This window comes from Thermotoga caldifontis AZM44c09, from assembly GCF_000828655.1.
GTDB classification, from domain to species: domain Bacteria; phylum Thermotogota; class Thermotogae; order Thermotogales; family DSM-5069; genus Pseudothermotoga_A; species Pseudothermotoga_A caldifontis.
This window is the reverse complement of the sequence record NZ_AP014509.1, coordinates 1309333-1333835: the sequence shown is the minus strand read 5'-3', so window position 1 is coordinate 1333835 and position 24503 is coordinate 1309333. Positions and strand designations below refer to the sequence as shown.

General features: G+C 51.6%; 28 protein-coding genes and 1 riboswitch. Of the genes, 16 read left to right on the top strand and 12 right to left on the bottom strand.

Translation table 11 applies throughout. The features are described from left to right. Nucleotides 1–2 precede the first annotated feature (2 nt). The 6 genes from TSP01S_RS06660 to minC are packed head-to-tail and all read right to left on the bottom strand — an operon-like array spanning nt 3 to nt 4935. Entirely contained in the window at nt 3–542 is a 540-nt protein-coding gene (locus TSP01S_RS06660; RefSeq protein ID WP_041077332.1) for a ComEA family DNA-binding protein, read from the bottom strand. Beyond that, nucleotides 539–1249, bottom strand: coding sequence for an SPOR domain-containing protein (locus tag TSP01S_RS06655; RefSeq protein ID WP_041077331.1), 711 nt, complete (start codon nt 1247–1249; stop codon nt 539–541). Before TSP01S_RS06655 ends, TSP01S_RS06660 begins: the two co-directional genes overlap by 4 nt. Nucleotides 1250–1251: 2 nt before the next feature. Continuing rightward, nucleotides 1252–2256 carry a M42 family metallopeptidase gene (locus TSP01S_RS06650; RefSeq protein ID WP_041077330.1) on the bottom strand — a complete coding sequence of 335 codons (1005 nt, stop codon included), beginning with the start codon at nt 2254–2256 and terminating at the stop codon, nt 1252–1254. Then, complete coding sequence (locus tag TSP01S_RS06645) at nt 2253–3272, bottom strand: M42 family metallopeptidase (protein WP_041077329.1); 1020 nt, start codon at nt 3270–3272, stop codon at nt 2253–2255. The genes TSP01S_RS06650 and TSP01S_RS06645 overlap by 4 nt, the downstream gene beginning before the upstream one ends. A 12-nt stretch (nt 3273–3284) precedes the next feature. Then, nucleotides 3285–4286 (bottom strand): M20/M25/M40 family metallo-hydrolase, encoded by a 1002-nt coding sequence (locus TSP01S_RS06640; RefSeq protein WP_041077328.1) that lies wholly within the window; start codon nt 4284–4286, stop codon nt 3285–3287. A 19-nt stretch (nt 4287–4305) separates the two neighbouring features. Further along, complete coding sequence (minC, locus tag TSP01S_RS06635; RefSeq protein WP_041078570.1) at nt 4306–4935, bottom strand: septum site-determining protein MinC; 630 nt, start codon at nt 4933–4935, stop codon at nt 4306–4308. A gap of 128 nt (nt 4936–5063) precedes the next feature. Between minC and fliJ the strand changes: the two genes are divergently transcribed. From fliJ to TSP01S_RS06615, 4 genes are read left to right on the top strand one after another with little or no spacing between them, the layout of a single operon-like run. Beyond that, nucleotides 5064–5507 (top strand): flagellar export protein FliJ, encoded by a 444-nt coding sequence (gene fliJ / locus TSP01S_RS06630; RefSeq protein WP_041077327.1) that lies wholly within the window; start codon nt 5064–5066, stop codon nt 5505–5507. Next, on the top strand, nt 5464–5859 hold the full coding sequence (locus TSP01S_RS06625) for a ribonuclease III domain-containing protein (protein WP_041077326.1): 396 nt from the start codon (nt 5464–5466) through the stop codon (nt 5857–5859). Before fliJ ends, TSP01S_RS06625 begins: the two co-directional genes overlap by 44 nt. A gap of 6 nt (nt 5860–5865) precedes the next feature. Beyond that, nucleotides 5866–6570 carry a 23S rRNA (guanosine(2251)-2'-O)-methyltransferase RlmB gene (gene rlmB / locus TSP01S_RS06620; RefSeq protein WP_041077325.1) on the top strand — a complete coding sequence of 235 codons (705 nt, stop codon included), beginning with the start codon at nt 5866–5868 and terminating at the stop codon, nt 6568–6570. Further along, on the top strand, nt 6567–7535 hold the full coding sequence (locus tag TSP01S_RS06615) for a threonine ammonia-lyase (protein ID WP_041077324.1): 969 nt from the start codon (nt 6567–6569) through the stop codon (nt 7533–7535). Before rlmB ends, TSP01S_RS06615 begins: the two co-directional genes overlap by 4 nt. Nucleotide 7536: 1 nt before the next feature. On the opposite strand, the gene TSP01S_RS06610 is transcribed toward TSP01S_RS06615, so the two are convergent. Both TSP01S_RS06610 and TSP01S_RS06605 read right to left on the bottom strand, forming a co-directional pair. After that, nucleotides 7537–7941, bottom strand: coding sequence for a ribonuclease H-like YkuK family protein (locus tag TSP01S_RS06610; protein WP_231848530.1), 405 nt, complete (start codon nt 7939–7941; stop codon nt 7537–7539). 49 nt (nt 7942–7990) lie between these two features. Beyond that, entirely contained in the window at nt 7991–9178 is a 1188-nt protein-coding gene (locus tag TSP01S_RS06605; protein ID WP_041078568.1) for an alkaline phosphatase family protein, read from the bottom strand. 318 nt (nt 9179–9496) lie between these two features. Here TSP01S_RS06605 and rd point away from each other — a divergent pair, with 318 nt between their 5' ends. Further along, nucleotides 9497–9661 carry a rubredoxin gene (gene rd, locus TSP01S_RS06600; RefSeq protein ID WP_041077322.1) on the top strand — a complete coding sequence of 55 codons (165 nt, stop codon included), beginning with the start codon at nt 9497–9499 and terminating at the stop codon, nt 9659–9661. A 15-nt stretch (nt 9662–9676) separates the two neighbouring features. Here rd and TSP01S_RS06595 read toward each other — a convergent pair whose 3' ends face one another. Next, on the bottom strand, nt 9677–10231 hold the full coding sequence (locus TSP01S_RS06595) for a biotin transporter BioY (protein WP_052463534.1): 555 nt from the start codon (nt 10229–10231) through the stop codon (nt 9677–9679). 198 nt (nt 10232–10429) lie between these two features. Then, nucleotides 10430–10532, top strand: a riboswitch (purine riboswitch). A gap of 119 nt (nt 10533–10651) precedes the next feature. On the opposite strand from TSP01S_RS06595, the gene purC reads away from it, so the two are divergent. The 9 genes from purC to purD are packed head-to-tail and all read left to right on the top strand — an operon-like array spanning nt 10652 to nt 20270. Continuing rightward, nucleotides 10652–11356 carry a phosphoribosylaminoimidazolesuccinocarboxamide synthase gene (purC, locus tag TSP01S_RS06590; RefSeq protein WP_041077320.1) on the top strand — a complete coding sequence of 235 codons (705 nt, stop codon included), beginning with the start codon at nt 10652–10654 and terminating at the stop codon, nt 11354–11356. 5 nt (nt 11357–11361) lie between these two features. Beyond that, complete coding sequence (gene purS / locus TSP01S_RS06585; RefSeq protein WP_041078566.1) at nt 11362–11616, top strand: phosphoribosylformylglycinamidine synthase subunit PurS; 255 nt, start codon at nt 11362–11364, stop codon at nt 11614–11616. Beyond that, a complete protein-coding gene (gene purQ, locus TSP01S_RS06580) occupies nt 11613–12317 on the top strand; it encodes a phosphoribosylformylglycinamidine synthase I (protein WP_041077319.1) in 705 nt (234 codons plus the stop codon). Before purS ends, purQ begins: the two co-directional genes overlap by 4 nt. Further along, the gene (gene purL / locus TSP01S_RS06575; RefSeq protein WP_041077318.1) at nt 12304–14484 is read left to right on the top strand and encodes a phosphoribosylformylglycinamidine synthase subunit PurL; all 2181 of its coding nucleotides are present in this window, start codon (nt 12304–12306) and stop codon (nt 14482–14484) included. The genes purQ and purL overlap by 14 nt, the downstream gene beginning before the upstream one ends. Beyond that, nucleotides 14481–15866 carry an amidophosphoribosyltransferase gene (gene purF, locus TSP01S_RS06570; protein ID WP_041077317.1) on the top strand — a complete coding sequence of 462 codons (1386 nt, stop codon included), beginning with the start codon at nt 14481–14483 and terminating at the stop codon, nt 15864–15866. Before purL ends, purF begins: the two co-directional genes overlap by 4 nt. A 5-nt stretch (nt 15867–15871) precedes the next feature. Further along, complete coding sequence (gene purM, locus TSP01S_RS06565; RefSeq protein WP_041077316.1) at nt 15872–16882, top strand: phosphoribosylformylglycinamidine cyclo-ligase; 1011 nt, start codon at nt 15872–15874, stop codon at nt 16880–16882. Continuing rightward, a complete protein-coding gene (gene purN, locus TSP01S_RS06560; RefSeq protein ID WP_082021668.1) occupies nt 16879–17517 on the top strand; it encodes a phosphoribosylglycinamide formyltransferase in 639 nt (212 codons plus the stop codon). The genes purM and purN overlap by 4 nt, the downstream gene beginning before the upstream one ends. Continuing rightward, nucleotides 17510–19021 carry a bifunctional phosphoribosylaminoimidazolecarboxamide formyltransferase/IMP cyclohydrolase gene (gene purH, locus TSP01S_RS06555; RefSeq protein ID WP_041077315.1) on the top strand — a complete coding sequence of 504 codons (1512 nt, stop codon included), beginning with the start codon at nt 17510–17512 and terminating at the stop codon, nt 19019–19021. The genes purN and purH overlap by 8 nt, the downstream gene beginning before the upstream one ends. A gap of 10 nt (nt 19022–19031) precedes the next feature. Beyond that, on the top strand, nt 19032–20270 hold the full coding sequence (purD, locus tag TSP01S_RS06550; RefSeq protein WP_041077314.1) for a phosphoribosylamine--glycine ligase: 1239 nt from the start codon (nt 19032–19034) through the stop codon (nt 20268–20270). Here the strand turns inward: purD and TSP01S_RS10310 are convergent. After that, nucleotides 20267–20407, bottom strand: a complete 141-nt coding sequence (locus TSP01S_RS10310; RefSeq protein ID WP_171816810.1) for a hypothetical protein — start codon at nt 20405–20407, stop codon at nt 20267–20269. The two genes, purD and TSP01S_RS10310, sit on opposite strands and share 4 nt — an antisense overlap. After that, nucleotides 20404–21108, bottom strand: a complete 705-nt coding sequence (locus tag TSP01S_RS06545; protein WP_231848529.1) for an SPL family radical SAM protein — start codon at nt 21106–21108, stop codon at nt 20404–20406. The genes TSP01S_RS10310 and TSP01S_RS06545 overlap by 4 nt, the downstream gene beginning before the upstream one ends. A gap of 87 nt (nt 21109–21195) precedes the next feature. On the opposite strand from TSP01S_RS06545, the gene rbsK reads away from it, so the two are divergent. Then, complete coding sequence (gene rbsK, locus TSP01S_RS06540; protein ID WP_041078562.1) at nt 21196–22104, top strand: ribokinase; 909 nt, start codon at nt 21196–21198, stop codon at nt 22102–22104. Beyond that, nucleotides 22101–22796: a YjjG family noncanonical pyrimidine nucleotidase gene (locus TSP01S_RS06535; RefSeq protein WP_041077312.1), complete on the top strand. Its 696-nt coding sequence runs from the start codon at nt 22101–22103 to the stop codon at nt 22794–22796. The genes rbsK and TSP01S_RS06535 overlap by 4 nt, the downstream gene beginning before the upstream one ends. Here the strand turns inward: TSP01S_RS06535 and TSP01S_RS06530 are convergent. Then, nucleotides 22748–24451: a M3 family oligoendopeptidase gene (locus TSP01S_RS06530; protein ID WP_041077311.1), complete on the bottom strand. Its 1704-nt coding sequence runs from the start codon at nt 24449–24451 to the stop codon at nt 22748–22750. The genes TSP01S_RS06535 and TSP01S_RS06530 overlap by 49 nt on opposite strands. Between the last annotated feature and the right edge of the window lie 52 nt (nt 24452–24503).

Here is a 24503-nt window from a genome sequence, read left to right as displayed (position 1 = left end):
TCCTAAAAGGTTATGAGATCTCTGATCTTTTCCAGTGTCTTCGGGCCTATGCCCGGAACGTTCAGCAGATCTTCAGGTTTCGAGAATCGCACCTTTTCCCTCATTTTGATTATCTCTGCTGCCTTCACCTCGCCTATACCTGGCAGGTTCATCAGTTCTTCCAAGCTCGCCGTGTTCACGTTGATCTTGTTCTGAGTGTCGCCGTTCCCTGCACCCGAAAGATTCACATAAGCTGCCAACCTCTCTACGGTCTTCTTCCCAATGCCAGGCACCCGTTCGAGATCGTTCAGATTCTTGAATGGCCCGTTTCTGGTTCTATACTCTACGATCGCCTTTGCCTTGACTTCACCTATACCCGGAAGCATTTTCAGATCGTCGACGCTCGCAACGTTCACGTCGATGGGAAATTCAACGTTTCTGCGAGTTTCAACAGGAATCTGTTCGTTCTTCTTCGTTCTCAGTTCGACCACAGCTCCACTCAGGAGCAGCACGCCCACGAACAACAGCAAGAGTATCCTTTTCTCAGAAGTGGAGAACTTCAAGGAGAGATCCTCCCGGTGAAACCTGGTTTACTCGCGCCAGATATTCTCATGACCTCGTTCCAGTTCAAGTTCTTATTGAATTCTTCAGCCAGCTCGAGCGTTGGAAAAGCACCCACGACGAGTGTGAACCAGTCTCTGCCGTCTCTTGTAAACTTCATCAGATACGAAGGATAGCCAGCACTCCTGAGTGCGAACATCCTTTCCAGCGCGGATTCCTTGCTCGTGCTGGAAAGGACGTACACGCCATAAAGCGATTTCTGCTCAGGCCTGTTCTGTAACCTGTGACCTCCCACGAAAGCGACGATGCACGTGTCCCTCGAAACTTGCGTGATCAAAAAGGGCTTTTTTGCCGTCCTGATCACGCCAACAGCCTCGTTAGGTTCCAGCGCGTAACAGGAGACCTCAACACCTCTTTCCACCATCTCCGTGGCTTCCAATATCAACTTCCTGTAGTCGTAAGTCTCGACTGTGTAAACTCCGGGCAACTCTAAGGGAGCAGCTGGTTGTTCCATCGCTGGCTTCTCGATCTGTGGCACCTCGACCCTGGCCGGGGGAATCTCCACGATCTCGACCCTCACGTTCTCCCGACTCTTCATCAACAGAAACGTTGCAAGGCTGAACCCCGCGAACCCCACGCTGAAGATAATTATTAAAATTGCTAACACACGTGCCTGCGTATCGGTCAATCTTATCTCCCTACGCGGCATTATCACACTCCTTTCATCGCGTACTGAATCAACAGTTCAACGGCGTTCTCCACGTCGGAAAGGCACACGGTCTCGCTGGGACTGTGAACGTACCTAGTCGGGATCGAAACGGTGGCCGACGGGATGCCTGCCCTCGTCCTCTGCAGTGCGGCCGCGTTCGTGCCTCCGAAGGTGAGAACCTCCATCTGGTAAGGAATGTGGTTGGCCTCGGCGAGTTCGACGAGCTTCTCTACTATCTGTCTGTTGCTCACGGACGCTTTATCTTTGACCTTTATCGCAGGACCCTTTCCAAGCACCATGGAGTGTCTCTTGAAAGCTTTCGGATAATCCGCAGAATCGGTCACATCAACCGCCACACACACGTCTGGTGCAAACGTATAGGCTGCTACGGACGCGCCAACGAGGCCAACTTCTTCCTGAACCGAGAAAGAGCCTATGATCGTGTTTGGACACGAACTGAGTCTCTTGAACAGTTCCACAACGATCGCGCAACCTATCCTGTCGTCCATCGCTTTGCTCACCAGGTAATCTCCCATCTGGTAGAAATAACTGTCGTAGACACCAAAGGAACCGATGGGAACTTTGCTTTTCGCTTCTTCGTAACTCTTCGCACCTATGTCCACAAACATGTTATCGAGAGTCAGATTCGTCCAGTTCTTCTTTCTCTCCTCTTCTGTCTCACCTTCCACGTAGACGATCCCTACGGCATTTGGAAATCTGACCCGGTGACCAACGAAGGTGTGTGGCACGACACCCCCAACGGCGTCGACCCTGAGAAAACCTTTATCGGTGATGTTCGTGACCACCAGCCCTATCTCGTCGACGTGAGCGTCGAACAGTATCTTTTTTCCACTGCTGCCCTGTTTCCAAACCAGGAGATTTCCAACAGCGTCGAACTTGTAACCATCTATGTGGTCAGCCAGTTCTTCGAGGATGAGTTTTTGAACCTCAGATTCTCTGCCGCTCGGACCGTACGCCTGTGTCAATTTCTTGATGAGCTCTATCATTTTGCGAATACCTCCCCTTCTTCCAGGATTTTCTCTATCAACAGAACCGTGTTCGCATAATCCTCGAGATCGATCATGCAAACGGGGCTGTGTATGTAACGCGTTGGAACGGAGATCACACCCGATGCCGTTCCGGGACCAGTTCTCGCGAGCCTGCCCGCGTCGGTCGAACCCGGAATTCTTCTTCTGAACTGGTGGGGTATGCCATGTTTCTCAGCAACCGACAGGATGGCCTGGAACACCTTCTGGTTGACCACGTAACCGCTGTGCATGAACGTCACCGCGGGTCCTTCTCCCAGGTGGGTTGACCAGCGGTCTTTCTCCAGTCCTGGATCGTCTCCCGCGATCGTTCCCTCGATGACGATGGCCACGTCGGGTTTGACCTGCTCCACCACGACGGCACTGCCGCGGAGGCCGACCTCTTCCTGTACCACGAACGCAAAGTAAACATCGTTTTCATAACGCTGCCGTTTGTCTATAACGTCCATGAGCACCGAACAACCCACGCGATCATCGAACGCCTTGCCGCTGGCCCTTCGTCCGTTCTGCCTGTACTCAGTCACGAAGTTCACGTAATCTCCAATGCTGACCATCTTCTGCGCTTCTTCTTTATTTCTGGCACCTATGTAGATCCTTAACTCTTCGTACCGGATCGGTTTCAGCAGCTGGTCCTTCTCCTGAAGGTGAATCGGCTTGAAACCGATCACTCCCATGATCGAGTCCTTGATCTTAACCTGTTTGCCGACGACCACCTGGGTTTCGACGGCCCCGACAGGAGCAAAGAGGAGCGTTCCGTCTTCGTCGATGTTCGTCACCATGAACCCAACTTCGTCCATGTGAGCGGCGAACAGAATCTTGCGGTTACCTTTGGTTCCCTTTCTGAAAGCGATCAGATTTCCGAGCCTGTCCTCCCACACTTCGTCGACTCTGTCCTGAATCGTTCGTTTTATGAAATCACGGACCCTACCTTCATCACCGGAGGCACCGTTGATCAGTGACAGTTCCTTCAAATACACAGTGACACCTCCTCACTCGGCTGCGATCAATGCCAGAAGCCTTGCAGTTTCTTCGACATCCTTAGGATCGACTGTTTCAACGGGCGTGTGCATGTACATGAGCGGAATGGAGATGAGCAACGTTTTGACCCCAACGCTGGTGATCTGAACCTGATCGGTGTCTGTACCGGAGCGACCGGGAATCGGTTCGGTCTGTATCTTCACACCATGCTTCTGAGCGATTTCAGTCGCTCGTTTGTAGAATCCATAGTCCACAGGGATACCGACCCCTATGGCCGGCCCTTCGCCGAGCTTTATCACAGGATACACAGAATGCTTCACGTTCGCGTGCGTCACATCCACAACTATCGCTTCATCGAGTCTTAGTTCGTAAGCGATCGAGGCTGCGCCGGGACCCGCTATTTCTTCCTGACTCGAAAAGACGAAATATACATCGCTATCGTGCTTCATCCTTTGAAGAAACTCCGCTGCGAGCAACAAAGATGCACAACCTGCCCTGTTATCGAGAGCTTTTCCAGAAACCTTGCCGTTCACCTCGATCGCTTTGACATCGAAAACGCACACGTCTCCGACACGAACCTCGCTCGCGGCTTCATCGAAGGAAACGTCGACGAAGATTCTGTCGTAATCGGGGAAACGCGATCTGTGCTCTTCCTTCTGCAGATGCGGTGGTAACGTGCCCACGATACCGCTCACGATCTTTCTTTTGGAGTAGATCTTCACTCTCTGAGCTAAGAGAGCCTTGGGATCTACTCCGCCAACGGTTTCAAGACGCAAGAAGCCATCTTCCTCGATTTTCGTTACGACGAAACCTATCTCGTCAGCGTGGGCGAAAATGCCGATCTTCTTTTTGCCCGAACCCTTCTTCTCACCCACGAGTGTCCCTAAACCACTCCTCCAGGTTCTATCGCAGAATTTCTGCAGTATGGGTTCTATCACATCGAGCACGAGTGTTTCGAAACCCGACGGTCCATCAACGTTCGACAGCTGCACGAGTAATTCTTTCGTGTTCAACAGGCACCACTCCCTCGTCTCAGAACTTTATATCCTTAGCTTTCTCCACAACGATCTTACCATTTTTCACGTGCACAACGACTGGCTCTTCGTAACTGGAAACTTCCCTCAGTGTGTAACCGGCGATCTGAAGCAAGGTCGGTTGCATGCTCAAAGCGGCAATGACTGCACCCTCACCCTCGTTCAAGCCTGCGCGGAGAGTTCCCTTGACGTTCCCAAAGACGACGATGGACCCACCCGCGAGCAGTTCGGCACCCGCGTGCACGTTACCTATCACCACGATGTCGCCCGAATGGACAACCGCCTGACCTGATCTCACGTGTTTCTTCACGACTTTTGTTCCAGATTTGGTCTCTCTTTCTTCGAGCAACTTCATTCTGCTCAAGGAACTGAGATCGTTCTGGAAGGAGTCTCCTATCAATATCTGGGCGACGTCTATACCGTGCTGTCTCAAAAGTGAGACGATCCTCGGGATGTCGTGCGAGTGCATTTCGTGCTTTTCTATCATGAGCATGATCTTATCGCCCGCCGCGAAGAACCCTCTCATCTGTGAGAGCTTCGAGACGATCTGATCGAGAATCACCTGGATGCTTTCGTAGTGCTTTATCACGAGAATGAGTCCATCCTTTGTCATCTTGAAGTCCACCAGGTCCATCGTCACACCTCCAAGAACTATCCTGAGAATCATTCTATCACTCCGACTCATCTTCTATTCTGAATCGATCGGCGTCGTCCTCTCACTCGTTCTTTGTGTTTTATAATAGTTCGGGTGTGAGCATGTTCAGATTCAGGCTGGCGAGACTCCTTTCCATGAAAATCGCACAGGAAGAGCAACTCAAAATTCAGCTCAGTGCTTTGAGAAGTGAACTGCGACGGGTGGAAGACGAGGCTAAGAAATACGAAGAGCAGTTGAAAGAACTCGGTTTGAGAATACATCTAACATCCTCACGTGGGATAACAGGCTTCGAACTCTCACAACTGCTTGTCTACAGAGATTCAATTCAGGTTCAGCTCCGATCGTTGAACGAACGGCTCGCCCAACTCAGGGAGCACGAGAACGCACTGAGAGATCAGTATCTGGAAGCAAGGAAAGAGAGAAGGATACTGCAGAACCTGAGAGAAAGAAGGTTCAGAACGTATGTCTTCGAACAGGATAGAGCACACAGGCTCTATCTCGATGAACTGGCTGTTAGAAAGTACGCATCTTCCAGACAGGATTGATCCTTCATCCCTGCCCATAGCGACGCTCGCTTACGTTGGTGATGCGGTTCAATCGTTCTTCGCCAAGATCAAATTCTTGAGCGATTTGAACGTGACACAGATCCATAAGAAAGTTGCCAGGTCGGTTTCAAGAGAAGCACAGGCCAGATGCCTCGAACAGATCCTTTCACAGCTCGACGAAAGGGAGCTCAGCGTGGTGAAACGTGCCCTGAACAGCAAGTGCGCGAAAAGGTACGGCAACGACGCGGATTATCGCAAAAGCACGGCACTCGAAGCGCTCATAGGTTATCTGTATCTGATCGGTGACAGACAGAAACTGATGGAAATTCTGTCGGCGAGTTTGAGAGAGTAGTGAGCGATGTTCGTCTACGGCAAAAGTGTTCTGGAAGAGGTTCTCAGGACGCGCTATCCTGTGAAGATGATCTACCTGAGAGAAGACAGAAAGAACAGGCCTTCCGAATTGATCGAAAGGCTGAAGAAGGCCAATTATCCTTTCACCTTCGTCTCTGAGAAAAGACTCGCCCAGCTGTGTGGCGAAGAAAAGAACCAGGGCATCGTCATCGATCTGGAATTCAACTACGGCAACGAATCTGACATAGAAGGAGAGCTGGTGGTGATCTTAGACCACATAACGGATCCACACAACATGGGTGCAATCTGCCGGACCGCTGTGGCTGCAGGAGCGAGTGCGATAGTGGTGCCCAAGGATCGTTCTGTGAAGGTCACTCCCGCCGTGGTGAAGGTATCGGCCGGCACGGTGTTGAGGATTCCAGTGGTCGTGGTCACAAACATCGTCAGAACGATGGAGCAATTGAAAGAAAGAGGTTACTGGATCTACGGCGCAGACATGGAAGGAAAGAGTGTGTACGATGAGGAATTCGAGCCGCCCGTCGCTGTCGTCTTCGGTAATGAAGGAGAAGGTCTGAGCAGACTCGTTAGGGAGAACTGCGACGGATTGATCGCCGTGCCGATGTACTCCGACATCGATTCGCTGAACGTGTCTGTCAGCGCCGGGATCATTCTGTTCGAAATCGCGAGGAAGATCAGGAGGGCAGTAAGATGAACACGCTGACGTACAGAGACGTAGAGAAGGCCTACGAGAGGATCAATGGGTACGTTCATAGAACGTCGATCCTCACATCGAAAACGCTCGATGAAGTCTCGGGGCATCAAGTCTTCATGAAAGCGGAGAACTTTCAAAAGAGTGGATCGTTCAAAATCCGTGGTGCCATGAATTTTCTTTTGTCGTTGAGCGAGCAGGAGCGCGCGAAAGGTGTGGTCACGGGTTCTTCGGGGAATCATGGTCAGGCGCTCGCCCTCGCTGGTAAGATGCTGGGAGTGGATGTCAAAGTTGTGGTTCCGCAGGATGCGTCCGCTGCAAAGGTAGCCGCGATACAGGGTTACGGTGCCAAGCTCGAGAGGTTCGGAACTTCTTCGACGGAGAGGCTGAGCCGCGCACGGGAAATCTCGAGACAGGAAGGTCGAATCTTCGTGCCACCGTTCGATCACCACTGGATCATGGCTGGTCAGGGTACGGTGGGACTGGAGATCTTAGAAGAGCTCAACGAAATCGATGCGATTCTTGTTCCATGCGGTGGGTGTGGATTGATAGCCGGCATCGCGACGTACGTGAAGGAAAAGCGACCGAACGTGAAGATCTACGGCGTAGAACCCGAACAGAGTAACAGCACTTATTTGTCTCTGAAGGCTGGGCGCAGGGTCGAACTTCACAACATCCAGACGATCGCCGATGGTCTGAGGACCGCGAGCCCTGGTGAACTGACGTTTCCAATCGTACAGAAGTACGTTGATGACGTTCTTCTCGTTTCAGAAAAAGAGATCGCTCAGGCTGTAATTTTCCTGCTCGAACGGTGCAAGATCCTCGTCGAACCTTCAGGCGCGGTCACCGTCGCCGCGGTTATGTTCGGAAAGGTTCCGGCCGACAACAGAAAAGTCGTGACGATCTTGTCGGGAGGAAACGTCGACAAACAAAGGCTCGTTGAGATCTTCAAAATGGTCGAAGCGTGACTCACTTGGTGTGCCTGTGCGCCACTTTCGTGGCCGCGAAGGCCCAGGGTTTCAAGCGGTAGCTGTATCCCATACCCTTCACGTAGCCGACTATGGATGGTATGATCTGCTTGCTCAGACCATCATAACCTGCGTCGATGTGTATTTCGGCGCTGTCAAGATTCAAGTTCTGCTTCAGGAAATTGGCCATCTCTATACTCAGGTGTGCCTCCTCGAAGAGCCTCGAGTATATATCGTAGTAGCGTCTCTCACGCTTGGTGGTGTAGAAATAAATCGCGCCAACACCAGGTTTGTATACTATGAAAACCGTTGCAAAAGTAACGATGCCGTCCCTCTCATCGCTGTCGGAGCCTATGAAGAGTCTGAACGAACCGTTGTTCAGAAACCTTTCGACGTGGTACTTCACCTGATCGATGTTCAGTTCCCCATGGGTTGGGCTTCTGAGTAAGAACCTATCACCTCCGGAAAATCATCAACGGTACGAGCAACTCTTCCTGAGTCAAACTTCCATGTTTCGACTTCAAACTCTCTTCTTTTCCCGTGTATTTGAAATAGAAGGAGTAATTCTCTCTCGCTATCAGGACAACGTCGCCGATTCTTTCAACGCTCGCCCCAGGTACCACTACCGCTTCACCGAAGAGCTTCTCGTTCAGCGCTTGCTCTTTGGTCAGAACCAGCGCTCTGTCTCTGTATTTTTCATTCAAATATTGTACCACCGCATCCGGCTGGTTTGTGTAAATGTGCATCATTCTCATCTCGCCTCCGGGTGGGACCGAGAAGAAAGTCGAAACCTCATCTTTCCAGGACCACCAGGTTTCTTTCTCCCACGGTGTGAAGATCTGACCGTGATCACCCAGTACGATGAGCAGGGTGTTGTGCGGCAGTACGGGTAGAATTTCTCTCATCAGCATCTTCAACAGCCAGTACAGCTCGCTCTCGAATGCGTCTGAATCCACACCCAGCTTGTGACCGATCGAATCGAGCAGACCCCAGTAGACGAAACCGAAAAACGGGCCATTTTCCTGCAGGATTTCGCGGAACTTGGAGAACATGTCTCCAAAACTCTGGTAAGATCTGACCGAGGCACCCACGTTCACGAGATTCGAAAGGCCTGAACCCCTGATCGTTTTCGAAGTGAGAACGAAACTCTTCACACCTACTTCGAGGAGCCTCTCGAAGATCGTCTTTTCGAACATCAATTCCCTGTTGCTCAACGTCGACGTAACCTTGCCCACGATGGGAGAAGAAAGCTCTATCATGTTCAGAAGCGTTCCGAGCTGTCGTATGTAGAGGATGTAGCCAAGAACGCCGTGCTCAACAGGAGTTGCACCCGTCAACAACGAAGTTATGGCTGCGGAAGTGGTGGTCGGGAACACAGACGTCGCTTCTATCACAACGTACTCGTGGAAAACGCGCTCTCTGTTCATGAGCCTTTCAAGGCTCGACATGCCGAGGGCGTCTATGAGAAAGAAGACGATTTTCTCAATTCCTTCCGAAATGCCAGAGATGAAATGTTCGAGTGGGTAAGGGTCATGGATCGGCTGGGCGTTGAAATGCTTCAACACGAAGTTGGCCAGGTTCACCAGAGAAAATCGTTCATAATGCGGTTTGAACAATCCATCGTCAATTTTCTCGAGCAGCATCCCGCTCACAATCCTCCCTGTGAAACTCAGGTTCGCTCCCACGTGGCGTCGATCTTCCAGATGCTATTGTACAATCGACTCGAAGAAACAAACGCACTCTGTCTTCATCGAAAAAACGTCATCAAATGTCTATCCTGGCAAGGTGTGGTTCTGTAGCGAGCGTTCTCTGACACGCACTGGCTGTCACGTTCAGCATCACGGAGTGAGAGCGTGAACACGATTCGAAACTGGCATGGTAGAATATTTCAAGACGCTGAAAGTCAAATGGAAGGTTTGAGTGTGTGAATTGGCAGAACAACATTTGAGGGAGGTTTCGTCATGCAGAAGTACAGATGTATCATCTGCGGTTATGTTTACGATCCTGCGGAGGGTGATCCTGACAGCGATATCGCACCGGGGACGCCGTTCGAAGATGTTCCTGAAGATTGGGTATGCCCTGTCTGTGGAGCTCCAAAGGAAGACTTTGAACCCATCGAAGAGTGAACCCCGCAAGGGGGTTCACTCTTTCTTCATCTTCGGCTTGACAAGGAGCGCAGAAACTGCGAGTATCTTGGAAAGATCTCCCGGAACGAACGGGAACAGAGACATCGTGAGCAGTTTCCAGACGTCCGGACTCGAACCCTTGCTGTAGAACCACAGTGCCAGCTGGGCCAATCCCAGACCGTGTATGATCAAGAAGTTCGCCAACAACAATGCTACAAGTTTTCCTGAGTAAGTCTTTGATCTGTGCTTTGCGAGGAACATCGACGCGATGATGAATCCTATCAAATAGCCACCTGTTGGTCCCAGCAGAACACTCATACCCGCTCTCCAACCGCTGAACCAAGGAAGGCCAGCGACACCCAAAAGCAGGTACATCACTTGACTGAGCACAGCCCAGGGACCAATGAGGAACGGCGCGATGAGCACGACGAAAGTTTGCGCAGTGATTGGAACTGGTGTGAAAAAGAGAGGTATTCTGATCTGTGCCGCCAGGCCCGTCAGAACAGAAAAGCTGAGCGCGACCAGCACCTTTACGAGTACACCTTTCTGTTGCAGAACTTTCTCGAACACTCCACCACCTCCTACGAACAATCATAAGAGTGGGAATGGGTAGATCGTTTGAAATCGAGGTTACGCGTTGTTCGAAATGGCGGTTGCTTAAGGTTCACGTGGCGGTGTAGTTCAAATTGTCGTAACACGTTTTCAAAATCTGTCGCGTTCACAACTCCTCGGTGCGATGGTAAAATGAAAACAGGAAAGTGAATACTCCCTTCCACAGGGGAAGGCCCTTGTATAACCCCGGGAATATGGCTCGGGGGTCTCTACCGGACAGCCGTAAACTGTCCTGGCTACAAGGGCTCATTTCTTTTTCCGGTAGAGACCAAGCCTACCGGATTTTTGTTTTTTGGAGGTAGTCAAAGATCATCCACAGAGATGCGAGAAATTCATCTTTTGAGAACCTTTGAAACTTCAAAAAGAGGAGTGAAGTGCGTGGAAAAACTTGATTTGATCTACGAAGGCAAGGCGAAGCGCGTTTACAAGACCACGGACGAAGATTTACTCATCATCGAGTTCAAAGACACGGCCACCGCGTTCGACGGACAGAAAAAAGGAGTCATTCCGGGTAAAGGTATCGTGAACAACAAGGTGTCTGCCGCCTTCTTCGAGTTGCTCGAGAAACAAGGAATCAGAACCCACTTCGTTCGAATCCTCAACGACAGAGAAATGCTCGTCAAACGCGTCAGCATAATTCCCCTCGAAGTAATCGTCAGGAACGTTGCTGCGGGTAGTTTGTGTAAACGACTCAACTTTCAGGAAGGTACCTTGCTCAAACTTCCCATCGTCGAACTCTGTTACAAGAACGACGAACTTCACGATCCCATGATCAACCATTACCACGCACTGGCGCTGGGGCTGGCAACGAAGGATGAACTTTCCTTCATCGAGGAAACCGCTCTGAAGATCAACGAAATTCTCAAATCCTTTCTGGCTGAGAAGAGTCTCATCCTGGTTGACTTCAAGCTCGAATTCGGAAGAAGAGACGGAGAAATTCTACTCGCCGATGAGATTTCCCCGGACACGTGTCGCTTCTGGGATGCGAGCACACTGGAAAAGCTCGACAAAGACAGGTTCAGACGCGACCTCGGTAAGGTTGAAGAGGCTTACTGGGAAGTCTACAGGCGCGTTTGCGGGTGAGAAAGATGTACAGGGTGAGAGTGCAGATACTTCCAAAAGAAGGCGTGTTCGATCCACAGGGTTACACGGTGAGGGGTGCGCTGGAAAAACTCGGTTTCGACGGCGTGAAAGAAGTACGACTCGGGAAGCTCATCGAGATCCTGATGGAAGCGGAGGATGAGAGCCACGTGAGAAGCTTGGTCAGTGCGATGTGTGACAGGTTACTGGCGAATCCCATCGTTGAGACTTATCAGCTGCTCGATGTGGAGGAAGTTCCATGAGGTGTGCGGTTGTGGTTTTTCCTGGTTCGAACTGCGATCGTGACGCGTACCATGTTCTGAAGAATGTCTTCTGCCTCGATTCCCATTACGTTTTTCACGAAGAATCTTTTTCCCCGGACGAATTCGACTTGATAGTCCTTCCAGGGGGTTTCTCCTTCGGAGATTACTTGAGAGCCGGTGCGATCGCGCGTTTTTCACCCGTCATGGAGAGCGTTCGACGTGCAGCGGAACTTGGAAAGTTCGTCCTTGGTATATGCAACGGCTTTCAGATACTCACCGAGAGCGGTCTTTTACCCGGAGCCCTGCTCAGGAACAGGAATTTGAAGTTCATCTGCAGGGACGTCTACGTGAGGGTCACCAACAACCGTACAGCCTTCACGTGCTCACTTCAACTCGGTGAAGTGCTGCGCCTACCCATCGCGCACGGTGAAGGTCGCTATTTCGTTCCATGGGATCAACTGAAAGTTGAACAGATCGTTTTCCAGTACTGTGACGAACACGGCAACGTGACCGATGAGGCCAATCCGAACGGATCGATACTGAACGTTGCCGGAATAATCAACGAACGTGGGAACGTCCTCGGCATGATGCCTCACCCTGAGAGATGCTGTGAGGAGATCCTTGGAAACACGGACGGAAGAAAGATCTTCGAATCGCTGATTGCTTATTTTTCTTGGAGGAAAGAGCATGTTGCGGATTGAAAACACCGGTTTGACTCAACGAGAGTACTGGTCCATTTTAGAAAGACTGTCGCGCGAACCCAACGATGTGGAGCTGGCCATGATATCCGTGATGTGGTCAGAACACTGCAGCTATAAACACTCCAAAAACTCCCTGCGCCGACTACCGACCAGCGGGCCGAGGGTGATCCAGGGGCCAGGAGAAAACGCGGGTGTTGTGGACATAGGTGATGGACTGGCCGTCGTCTTCAAGATGGAAAGCCACAACCATCCATCGGCGATCGAACCGTTCCACGGGGCCGCGACCGGCGTTGGTGGCATCGTGAGAGACGTACTCGCCATGGGCGCTCGCCCCATCGCTTTGCTCGACTCACTGAGATTTGGCGATGCGAGCAAACCTCGGGTGAAGTACCTTTTCAACGGTGTTGTTTCCGGCATCTCGTTTTACGGCAACTGTATAGGTGTGCCAACTGTCGGAGGAGAAGTCTATTTTCATCCCTGTTACGAACAGAATCCCCTCGTGAATGTGATGTGCGTTGGCCTGGCAGAGCGAAGACATCTGAAGTTTTCGAAGTCCGTCAGACCTGGTGCGTCCGTCTTACTGGCCGGTTCGCTCACCGGCCGCGATGGCATAGGTGGTGCGAGTTTCGCATCGGAAACGATATCGAAGGACAGTGAAAACAAAAGACCATGCGTCCAGATAGCCGATCCTTTCATGGAAAAACTGCTGATAGAAGCTTGCGTTGAAGCTGCAAAACTCGATGCCGTGCTGGCGATACAGGATCTCGGGGCGGCCGGTCTGACTTCTGCCTGTTCGGAGATCGCATCGAAGTCAGGCAACGGAATCTTCATAGACCTTTCCCGCGTACCGGTGAGAGAGAAGGGAATGTCTGCGGCCGAGATACTGCTTTCTGAGTCTCAGGAAAGAATGCTTCTGATTGTCGAGAAAGGGAAAGAAGACGGTGTCGAAAAGATCTTCAAAAAGTGGGGCTTGAGGATTTCTAAGATTGGCGAAATAACTGACGATGGTTGGTTCACGGCTGTCCACGATGGGGTTGTCGTCGCCAGAATACCAGCGAAGCTACTCACAGAAGTACCCACGATCCCACTCGAACCTGCCACAAACAGACGAGTCTACCGAACCCAGTTCGATCTGTTAGTGCCAAGCGATGTTGAACGAGTGTTTCTCGAATTGCTCGCGAGTCCAAACATCTGCAGCAAACGTTGCGTATTCGAGCAGTACGATCACATGGTTGGGACGGACACCGTGATGAGGCCCGGACACGATGCGGCCGTGTTGAGAATAAAAGACAGCAGCAAGGCCATCGCCGTGACCACGGACTGCAACCCGTTTTACTGTTTCGCAGATCCCCATGTCGGTGCCGAAATCGCTGTGTGTGAGGCCGCAAGAAACTTGATCGTTACAGGCGCCGAACCTCTGGGTCTGACGGACTGCCTCAACTTCGGTGATCCTGAAAAACCAGAGGTTGCATACCAGTTCGAAGCCGCCATCGAAGGCATACGTGACGCCTCGCTGTCGTTGAACATACCCGTGGTGAGTGGGAATGTGAGTTTTTACAACGAAACCGAAAACAGCAGGGTTCACCCCACACCCGTGATCGGAATGGTGGGACTCATCGAGGACGTGTCGAAGGTATGTTCGGCGAGTTTCAAAAAACCGGGTGATGTCATCGTGCTGCTTGGACCGATCGAAGCGGGCATTCACCTGTGCGAGTACACCAGAACGATCCACAAACTCGAGGACCTTCCCGCACCGACGATCGATCTGGATCTTGAAAAAAGAGTTCAGCGCTGTTGCCTGACTGCTATAAAAAAAGGCTTGCTCAGTTCGGCACACGATGTCTCTGAGGGTGGTTTAGCGATCGCTCTGGCCGAATCCTGCATCCTTGGAAACATGGGTGCCGAGTGTGAAATTCAAGCATCGACTCGCACAGATTTTCTACTCTTTGGTGAGGAACAATCGCGCATACTCGTCAGCCTTCCACAAGAAAACTTGGAAAAGCTGGCAGAACTTGCAGAGGCTGAGAACGTTCCCTTCACGGTTCTTGGGAGAGTGGGAGGAAGAGAACTAACAATCAAGGTTAACGGAAGAAAGATCATCGATCAGCCAGTGAGGAAGTTGAGGGAAATTTATGAAGGTTCACTGGAAAGGTTGCTGAGCCTATGAGAGAAGCGTGCGGTCTGTTCGGCATGTTTTCGCCGAGACTCGATCCAGGCATTGGCAAAACCGTTTATTACGGTCTGATCGCACTCCAGCACAGAGGCCAGGAAAGTGCAGGCATAGCTGTCAGCGATGGTAAGCGGATCAAATACCACAAGGGCTTGGGACTCGTGAACGATGTCTTCAACGAAGAGGTACTGAGTGAGCTCAACGGTTGCATAGCGATCGGCCATGTGAGGTACTCCACAACGGGCTCGAACACGCTGGACAACGCTCAGCCCGTGGTAGTTACCGATGAAGATCGGACACTGGCCGTTGCACACAACGGCAACATCGTGAATACCAAGGAGATCAGGAAAAATCTCGAAGAGAAAGGTTTTACTTTCCGTTCAACCACGGACAGCGAGATCATCGCACAACTCCTGTTGAAAAACAGCTCGGACCTCGCCCGGGCATGTTGTAGCTTGATGGAAGTTCTCAAAGGTGCTTTCTGCTTGCTCATCATGGACAGAACGAAGCTCGTCGTTGTCAGAGACCCTTTTGGTTTTCGCCCACTCTCCATAGGTAAACTCGACGACTGCGTCGTTATCGCTTCCGAAACGGTCGCGCTCGATGCGGTCGGGGCTGAATACGTCAGGGACGTGAAACCCGGAGAAGTTCTCATCGTGAGCGAACACGGTGTGGAAAGTTTTACGATGAACTCAGAAAAGAATGCTTTCTGCATCTTCGAGTTCGTCTATTTTGCAAGGCCAGACAGCGTTCTGGAAGGCGTCAGCGTTTACAAAGCTCGTGAGAGGGCTGGCAGGATTTTAGCGATCGAGCACGCTGTGGATGCAGACGTGGTTGTTGGTGTGCCCGATTCCGGGACGGTCGCCGCGATAGGTTACTCGAACCAGTCGGGAATACCCTACGGTATGGGGCTGATCAAAAACAAATACATCGGTAGGACCTTCATAGAACCCTCGCAGAAGCTGAGGAATCTCGGAGTCAGGTTGAAGCTGAACGCGTTGAAAGAGCTCGTCAGAGATAAACGCGTGGTACTCGTGGACGATTCTATCGTGAGGGGTACGACGATGGGACAGATCGTGAAAATGTTGAAGTCCGCGGGGGCAAGATCGGTTCACGTGCGCGTCGCATCACCCCCAATAAGGTTCGGTTGCTACTTCGGTGTGGATACGTCCGACCGGAGAGAGCTGATTGCCGCCTTCCTCGGAGAGAAACAGATCGAAGAATTGATCGGCGCGGATTCCTTGGGATATCTCAGCCTGGAAGGTTTGCTGAAGGCCGTCGATCTTCCCGCTGAACGGCTCTGCCTCGCGTGTTTCAACGGAGATTATCCCGTGGAGGTTCCGAGTTACTGCACGAAGTATCTGTTCGAAAAGGGGTGAAAACCGTGAAATCGTACAAAGAAGCCGGTGTCGACCTGGAAGCAGCCGACAAGAGCGTTGAGGGAATAAAGCGCCTGGCCAGGCTCACGTACACACCGAACGTTCTGAGCGAGATAGGCCTGTTCGCAGGATTCTTCGAAGTTCCATCGAGCTATTCCAAACCCGTACTCGTGTCGGGTGCTGACGGTGTGGGAACCAAGTTGAAGATCGCGTTCATGATGGACAAACACGATACGGTGGGGATAGATTGTGTGGCGATGTGCGTCAACGATCTTCTGGTGCACGGTGCAAGGCCTCTCTTCTTCCTCGACTATCTGGCAGTGGGTAAGCTGGATCCCGAGCGCGTGGAGCAGATCATCAGAGGGATCGTGAAAGGTTGTCTGGAAGCAGGTTGCGCGCTCATCGGTGGTGAAACGGCGCAGATGCCAGATTTTTACGCGGAAAACGAGTACGATCTGGCCGGTTTCGCCGTGGGCATAGTCGATAGAGACCGAATCGTGGATGGGTCAAGGGTCGAAGAAGGCGACGTCGTAATCGGGCTCGCATCCAGTGGCCTGCACAGCAACGGTTTTTCCCTGGCTCGAAAGATCCTGCTCAACCATTACGCGATAGATGCTTACGTGGACGAGCTGGGAAAAACTCTCGGTGAGGAGATGCTCACTCCAACGAGAATTTACGTGAAGAGTGTGCTGAAGATTCTCGATGATTCGATCCACGCGATGGCACACATCACCGGCGGAGGTCTTCTCGGAAACCTCCCGAGGGTACTGCCTGAAGGTCTGGAAGCTCGTATCGACAGGAACGCATGGCAGGTTCCATCGATATTCAAATTGATCCAGAGACTTGGAGGCATCGACGATGAGGAGATGTTTCGCACCTTCAACATGGGCATCGGTTTTGTGCTGGTCGTGGCGAAGGACGCGGTGGACAGAATCGTGACCAGTCTGACCAGCAACGGCGAAAAGGCTTGGATCTTGGGTGAAATCAGGAAAGGTGAGAGGAGGATCGTGCTTTGAGGAAGGCCGCGCTGGGTATCCTGGTCTCCGGTACGGGCACAAACATGGCTTCGATCGCCGAGAAGTGTTTGAACGGAACGTTGCCCGCCTCCGTTTCAGTCGTGATAAGCAGCAGGGAAAAGGCACCGGCCATAGAGAAAGCGAGGGCTTACGGGATACCCACCTACATCGTCAGGAGAAAAGATTATGGAAACCAGATCGAGTACGAGGAGAAGATGATCGAGATCCTCAAAGCCCACGGGGTCGATCTCGTGGTTCTCGCTGGCTTTTTGAACATCCTGTCGCCGCACTTCGTGAGTGTGTTCAGGTGGAGAATCATAAACGTCCATCCTTCTTTGATTCCTTCTTTCTGCGGACCGGGCTATTACGGGATGAAGGTTCACGAATCCGTCCTTCGCTACGGTGTCAAGGTTACCGGGGCCACGGTTCACTTCGTCGATGAGAGCGTCGATGGGGGGCCGATCATACTGCAGAAAGCGATCGAGGTCAGAGACGACGACACACCCGAAACGTTGGCGGAGAGAGTCAGGACCATTGAACACGAGCTGTTGGCCGAAGCGATCAGATTGATCATCGAAGATAGGTTGCAGATAGTCGGCAGGAGAGTGATCGTCAGGAGGGAAGATCATGCCTAAGGCTCTGATTTCTGTGTGGGACAAGACCGGCGTCTTGGATGTCGCTCGTGAACTTTCAAAAGCAGGCTACACGTTGATGAGCACAGGGGGAACCGCCGAATTTCTTTCCAGAAACGGTGTGGAAGTTGTACCCACATCGACGGTAACATCCTTCGATCGGTTGCTGGGTGGCAGGGTGAAGAGTCTGCACCCGTACATCCACGCGGCGATCCTCGCAAACCGCGATGATCCAATGCAGATGAAAGAACTTGCAGAACTCGGTATCGAGCCGATCGATGTGGTGATCGTGAACTTTTATCCCTTCGCTAATGCGATCCACAGTGAGAAAGATATCGATGAACTCGTCGAATTCATCGACATCGGGGGACCAGCCATGCTGCGTGCCGCGGCAAAGAATTTCAAGCACGTCGTCGCACTCTGTGACGTGTCTGATTACGAATGGGTCGTTCAAAAAATCAAAACGCACTCTCTCTCGATCAATGACAGGATCAGGCTCGCGGCGAAGGCGTTTCAGTACAGTGCCTGGTACGATGCCGTGATCGCTCAGTACTTTTCACGAATTGTTGGCGAACTTTTCCCGAAGTACTTCGTCCTCTCCTATGAAAGGGTTTGTGAACTGCGTTACGGTGAGAATCCTCACCAGCACGCTGCGCTCTACAGAGAGTTGGTCCCACGAGGCATAGTCGAAGCGAGGCAGTTACACGGTAAAGAACTTTCCTTCAACAATTACCTCGATGCGGAGGCGGCCCTTTCGATCCTGAAAGAGTTCGAAGAACCCTGCTGCGTCGTGGTGAAGCACACCAACCCATGTGCGGTTGCCTGTGCGCAATCGGTTATTGAAGCGTTCGAAAAAGCTCGCGATGCCGATCCAATCTCCATCTTCGGAGGCATCGTCGGATTCAACCGTCCGGTTGACGGCCAAACTGCTCGAAAACTGTCTGAAATATTCCTTGAAATTATCCTGGCACCGGCGTTCAGCGATGAGGCGCTGGAAATATTGAGAAAAAAGAAGAACTTGCGCTTGCTACAAATCGATCTGAATCGAACGGCAGGAGCGTGGGACCTGAGAAAGATCTCCGGTGGCCTGCTCGTTCAAACGCCCGACGTCATCGAATTCGAGGAGCTTAAAGTCGTGAGCGAACGTCAACCCAGTGAAGCGGAACTGAAGGATCTGATCTTCGCTTGGAAAGTGGTGAAGCATGTCAAATCCAACGCGATCGTACTGGCGAAAGATTCTGCGACACTCGCCATCGGAGCAGGTCAGCCCAACAGGCTGTGGCCAACAGAGCATTGCATCAGACAAGCTGGCGAGAAAGCGAAAGGTGCAGTGTTAGCTTCCGACGCCTTCTTTCCATTTCCTGATGCCGTCGAGCTTGCAGGAAAAGCCGGCGTCACAGCGATAATCCAACCTGGAGGATCCGTGAGAGACCAGGAAGTGATCGAGACCGCAAAGAGATACAACATGGCCATGATCTTCACAGGTGTACGTCACTTCCGGCATTGAGGTGGTCGAAATGAGAACGCTCGTTGTCGGTTCTGGTGGTCGTGAACACGCCCTGGTGTGGAAACTTGAGCAGGAGAAGATTGAAGTTTACTGCGCACCTGGCAACGGTGGCATAAGCGAAGACGCCGTGTGTTACAATGCACACACAATCGATGAGCTGGTCGAATTCGCGTCGGAACGGAGAATCGATCTGACCATCGTTGGGCCGGAAGCGTACCTGGCTCAGGGAATCGTCGATGCGTTTGAAGCTCGCGGTTTGAAAATCTTCGGACCGAACGCAGTGGCGGCACGACTGGAGAGCAGCAAGGTCTTTGCCAAAATGCTCATGGACAGATACGACATACCCACGGCACGGTTCAGATGGTTCGACGATCCCAACCATGCGGAGAGATACCTCGAACGCTGTGAATTTCCAGTGGTGATAAAAGCCGATGGTCTGGCCCAGGGTAAGGGTAGCTACGTTGTTAAGGACCGCGAAGACGGCTTTGCAGTCATCGATCTTTTGATGAGGAAGAAGATCTTTGGCCAGTCGGGCGAGAAGATCGTGATCGAAGAGTTCCTCGAGGGCAAGGAAATGAGTTTGATGGTTCTCAGTGATGGTCGAACGTTTGTTCCTTTGCTGAGCGCCATGGACTACAAGAAAGCCCACGACGGTGATAGGGGACCGAACACGGGCGGAATGGGATCGATCGCCCCGGCACCACACTACAGTGAAGAGCTGTGGCGGATCGTTAAGAAGGAGATGCTGGACAAACTTCTCGTAGCTTTCGAAAAGGAAAGTATAGTTTACAAAGGCGTTCTCTATCTGGGACTGATGATCACGAGAGACGGTCCAAGAGTGCTGGAGTTCAACTGCAGATTCGGTGATCCAGAAACTCAGGCGGTTCTGCCGCTGATGCGAACCAACCTCACCGAAGTATGCCTCGCCGCCATCGAAGGAAGTCTATCGAAATTATCCCTTTCATGGCACGATGAGAAAAGCGTCTGCGTAGTACTCGCGAGCGGTGGTTATCCTGGCGAATACAGAATCGGTTTCGCCATAGACGGTCTGGATTCAACACAAGGTGTGCTGATCTTCCATGCAGGAACGAAGAAACAGGATGGCAAGTTCGTCACCAGCGGTGGTAGAGTTCTCAACGTCTGTGCGACTGGCAAAACGTACGAGGAAGCGAGAAGAAAAGTTTATTCACAGATCGAGAAGATCCATTTCGATGGTATGCACTTTCGAAAGGACATCGGGCTGGTTTAGGCCTTCAAACCCGTCAGCGTAATGCCTTTTATTAGATACCTCTGCCCGATCAGGAACGCCACAACGGACGGCAGAACTCCCATGACGGCGGCCTCATCGAAAACGTACTGACCAGATCGGCGATATGATCGGATCATTCCACGTCGAAAAACTTTCTGAAAACTTCCACGACTTCGCTGACTTTATCCTCAATCAGCCACTCACTCCAGCCGTATTTGCGGTATATCTGTTCCACGAACCAGGGATAATTCATCCTGTCGAAGGAGATTTTGTCGACGAACTTCGCCAGTTTGCCGGCCAGCTTTTCCGGGTTCATCGGCAAGATGGGTCCAGCGAAGACGGAGACATCAACACCGGCTTCCTTCAGCTTCTTCACGGTCTCGATCCTTTCCTCTATCGACGAAGCACCCGGTTCAAGAACCTTCCTCACACGATCGTCGTCCGTCGTTATCGTGATCGTGACACTAACAGCCTTGTTCTTGAGAATGTCAAGGTCTCTCAGAACGAGGCTGGATTTGGTCAGAACGTGGACGGTTCTGTAATGGTTCAGCGCGATCTCGAGCAACTTTCGCGTGATCTGGTACTTTCTTTCGACGGGCTGGTACGGATCGCACACGCTCGAAAAGAGTATCGTTCCCCTGGCCCGGTAAAGTTCTCTTTCGAACACTTCGACCGCGTTGAGTTTCACGTAAACGTCCCTTCCCCAGATCCCGTTCATGTTTTTGAACGGGCCTATGAACTGTGCGTAGCAGTATTTGCAACCGTGTCCACAACCGATGTAGGGGTTGACAACGTACCTCGCTATGGGGATTTTCGTCTGGCTTATCAATTTCCGCACCAGAATTTCGTGCACCATACCCGGTACAATTAAACTACAGAAAGAAGGAATTGTAACCAAAAGACCTCTTCGGGAGGGATGAAGGTCATGATCGCGGTCGTGGGAAGCAACAACGTGGACCTTGTGCTGTTGGTTGATCACTTCACACGCCCCGGGGAAACTCAGAAGTGTCTCTCTTACGAACGTTTCCCGGGAGGGAAGGGGGCAAACCAGGCCGTAGCGTGCAAAAAACTCAGGGCCGAGGTGTACTTTCTCACCTGCATCGGCAGCGACGGCAACGGTGAATTTTCGTATTCGAGTTTGACGAAGGCCGGATTGAAAGATGGCCTCGTGCGTGTTGAAGAACCGAACGGTTTTGCCATGATCGAGGTCACCCGTGACGGTCAGAACAGGATCATCATCTTTCCAGGAGCTAACGGAACGATGAGCGTTGAGCTGGTGAAACGTCACCTCGACGGACTGTTGAAGGCAGACATGGTCCTGCTTCAGAACGAAATACCTTTCGAAGTCAACTTCGAAGTGGCGAAGCAGTTCAAGGAGGCCGGAAAGCTTGTCATCTTCGATCCCGCACCGGCCATGGGTGTTGAAGAGAAGATCTATCCTTACGTCGACATCATCACACCGAACGAAGAAGAGGCTCACCAGCTCACCGGAGAGTACGGTGAAACGGCCGTTCATAAACTGATGGAGAAAGGCTGCGCCAACGTCTTGCTCAAGCGTGGCGAAAAGGGCTGTCTCTTCGCCGGAAAGCTTGGCAGATTCGAGCTTGAAGCCTTCAGAGTCAACGCGGTCGACAGTACCGCTGCCGGGGATGTCTTCAACGCGGCCTTCGCTGTCTGGTTTGAAAGGAGCAAAGATGTGCATAAATCTTTGATTTTTGCCAGCGCTGCGGCGGCAATAAGCGTCACCAGGATGGGTGCACAGAGTTCCATCCCATCGCTCGAGGAAGTTCTGAACTTTCTGGAGGAAAGACAGGTCGAGGGATTCCGCGTATGAGGTACGAAATGGTCTACTTCGATCTCGATGGCACGTTGCTGGATTTCGCGAGGGCTGAGAGGGAAGCTCTGAGCACTGTTTTTGCAGAATACGGCGTGATCCTGAACGATGAACAGATACAAGCTTACATTGAAATCAACCAAAAGTGGTGGCGATTCTTTTCGGAAGGAAAAGCGCCAAAAGAAAGGATCGTGATCGCCAGATTCGAGGAATTTTTATCACATCTGGGCTGTGCAGGAATCGAAGCGAACGAAATAGCAGAACGTTACTTGCAGCAACTGTCCAAGTGTGCCTACTTCATGCCCGGTGCAGAACAGTTTCTGGAAAGGTTGAAGGCGACCGGCACGAGGATGGCTGTGCTCACCAACGGTGTTCAGATGGTTCAGGAAAGAAGGGCGAGCATTCTGAAACTTGACCGATTCATCGAGTTCATGATAACCTCTGAATCTTGTGGCAAACCAAAGCCCGATCCGGCGATGTTTCACCTGGCCGCGAGCAGGAGTGGTGTGGCGCTGAATAAGTCTGTGTACGTGGGTGATGATCCAGTGGTCGATTACCTCGCGGCGAAGAACGCCGGAACGGATTTCATACTGATCGATCTGAGTTCGACTCATCAGAACTTTCAGGACAAGAGAGCGACTTCTTACGAAGAACTGTTCAATCTGTTGATCTGTCCTTCCACGAACTCGTAGAGCCACATTGCTGTGGATTCGACAACTCGCTCTTCGAAGGGTGAACCCAGACCCACGGTTTTCAGCAGGGACTGGAACGACAGACTTCCTCCAAGGTCGCAGAGCTTGATGTAACTCTGTAGAGCTTTGTTTCGGTCTTCAAGACTCTTCTGCAAGAACTGGATCGCACAGAACTGGGCGATCACGTAATCGATGTAATAGAATGGGCTCTCGTACACGTGCATCTGCTGCTGCCAGAAACCGCCGTTCTCCAGATACGCGTTTCCATCGTAATCTATCTCCGGCATGTATTTTCTCTCTATCTGCCTCCAGATTTTTCTCCTCTCTTCAGCGCTGAGTTCCGGACGCTCGTAAACCACGTGCTGGAATTCGTCAATGCTCACACCGTACGCTATGAAGTTCAGAGCGGACCAGGCGTGGACCAATTTTGCGCGTTCAGATTCGTCTCTGTAGAAAAGTTCCAGCCACGGCCAGGCGAGGAATTCCATACCCATGGAATGGATTTCGCAAGCTTCCGCAGTTGGCCAGTAGTATTCCGGTACCTCGAAGTTCCGGCTCCTGTACACCTGGAAGGCGTGACCAGCTTCGTGTGTGAGCACCTCCACATCGTGGGAAGTCCCGTTGAAGTTCGCGAAGATGAAAGGCGATCTGTGGTCGGGTATGAAATCGCAGAAGCCTCCAGGATATTTCCCTTCCCTGCTGTCCAGATCCATGAGTTCGTTCTCCAACATGAAGTTGAAGAATTCCCCCGTTTCGTTCGACATCTGCTCGTACATCGTTCTCGCCGCCTCGACCAATTCTTTTCGATCTCCATTGGGACGAGGATTGCCTTCCTTCAAAAGTATCGGTCTGTCGTAATATTTGAGTCTGTCTACTGCGAGCATCGTCCTCTGCTTTTCCCTGAGTTTCTGGATCAACGGCACGACCTTCGTCTGCACGGCTTTTCTCAATCGTTCCACATCCTGGGGTGTGTAATCCGATCTCTTCATCCTCAAATAAGCCACCGGCACGAAAGATCGAAAACCGAGCTTCCTCGCGATCTCGTGTCTAACCTTCACAAGCTGGTCATACAACTCGTCGAGTTCTTTTTGATGCTGCGCGAAGAATTGGTATCTGGCCTCACTGGCGCGTTTTCTGGTATTCCTGTCCGGTGAGAGTTCGTAGGCCCTCAGCTGCGAGAGTGTCAATTTTCGACCATCGAAGTCGATCTGGGCCGAGGACACCAAGCTCGCGTAGCTCGTAGACAGCTTGTTTTCCTGCTCGAGATCTTGCAGGATCTCGGGTTTGAACGTCTTCAAGGTCATCTCGGCGATTCTGAAGAGTTGCTCACCGAAGACTTTTACCAGATCCTCTTTGAATCTCGATCCCAACAATGCCTCGTAAAAACGAACCTGTAACGCCTCGACGTGTGGCAACACCGAATCGTAGAAACTTCTTTCCTGCGCGTAGAATTCGTCCCGCGTGTTCATGCAGTAACGAATGTACGCGATGGACATAGCCGTGTGAAAACTGTTTCGCAGGCTGTTTATTTCTTTTATTGCCTCGATCGCTCCTGGTACATTTTCAGCCTCCTTGAGTGATGTGAGTGATTGTTCAAACTGGTTCCTCAAAGTCTCCACATTTGGCCTCACGTAGGGAAACTGGGAAAATTTCATCTGCACCCCTCCACGGAGACATCTTTTGTCATGTACACCTTCTATGGTAACA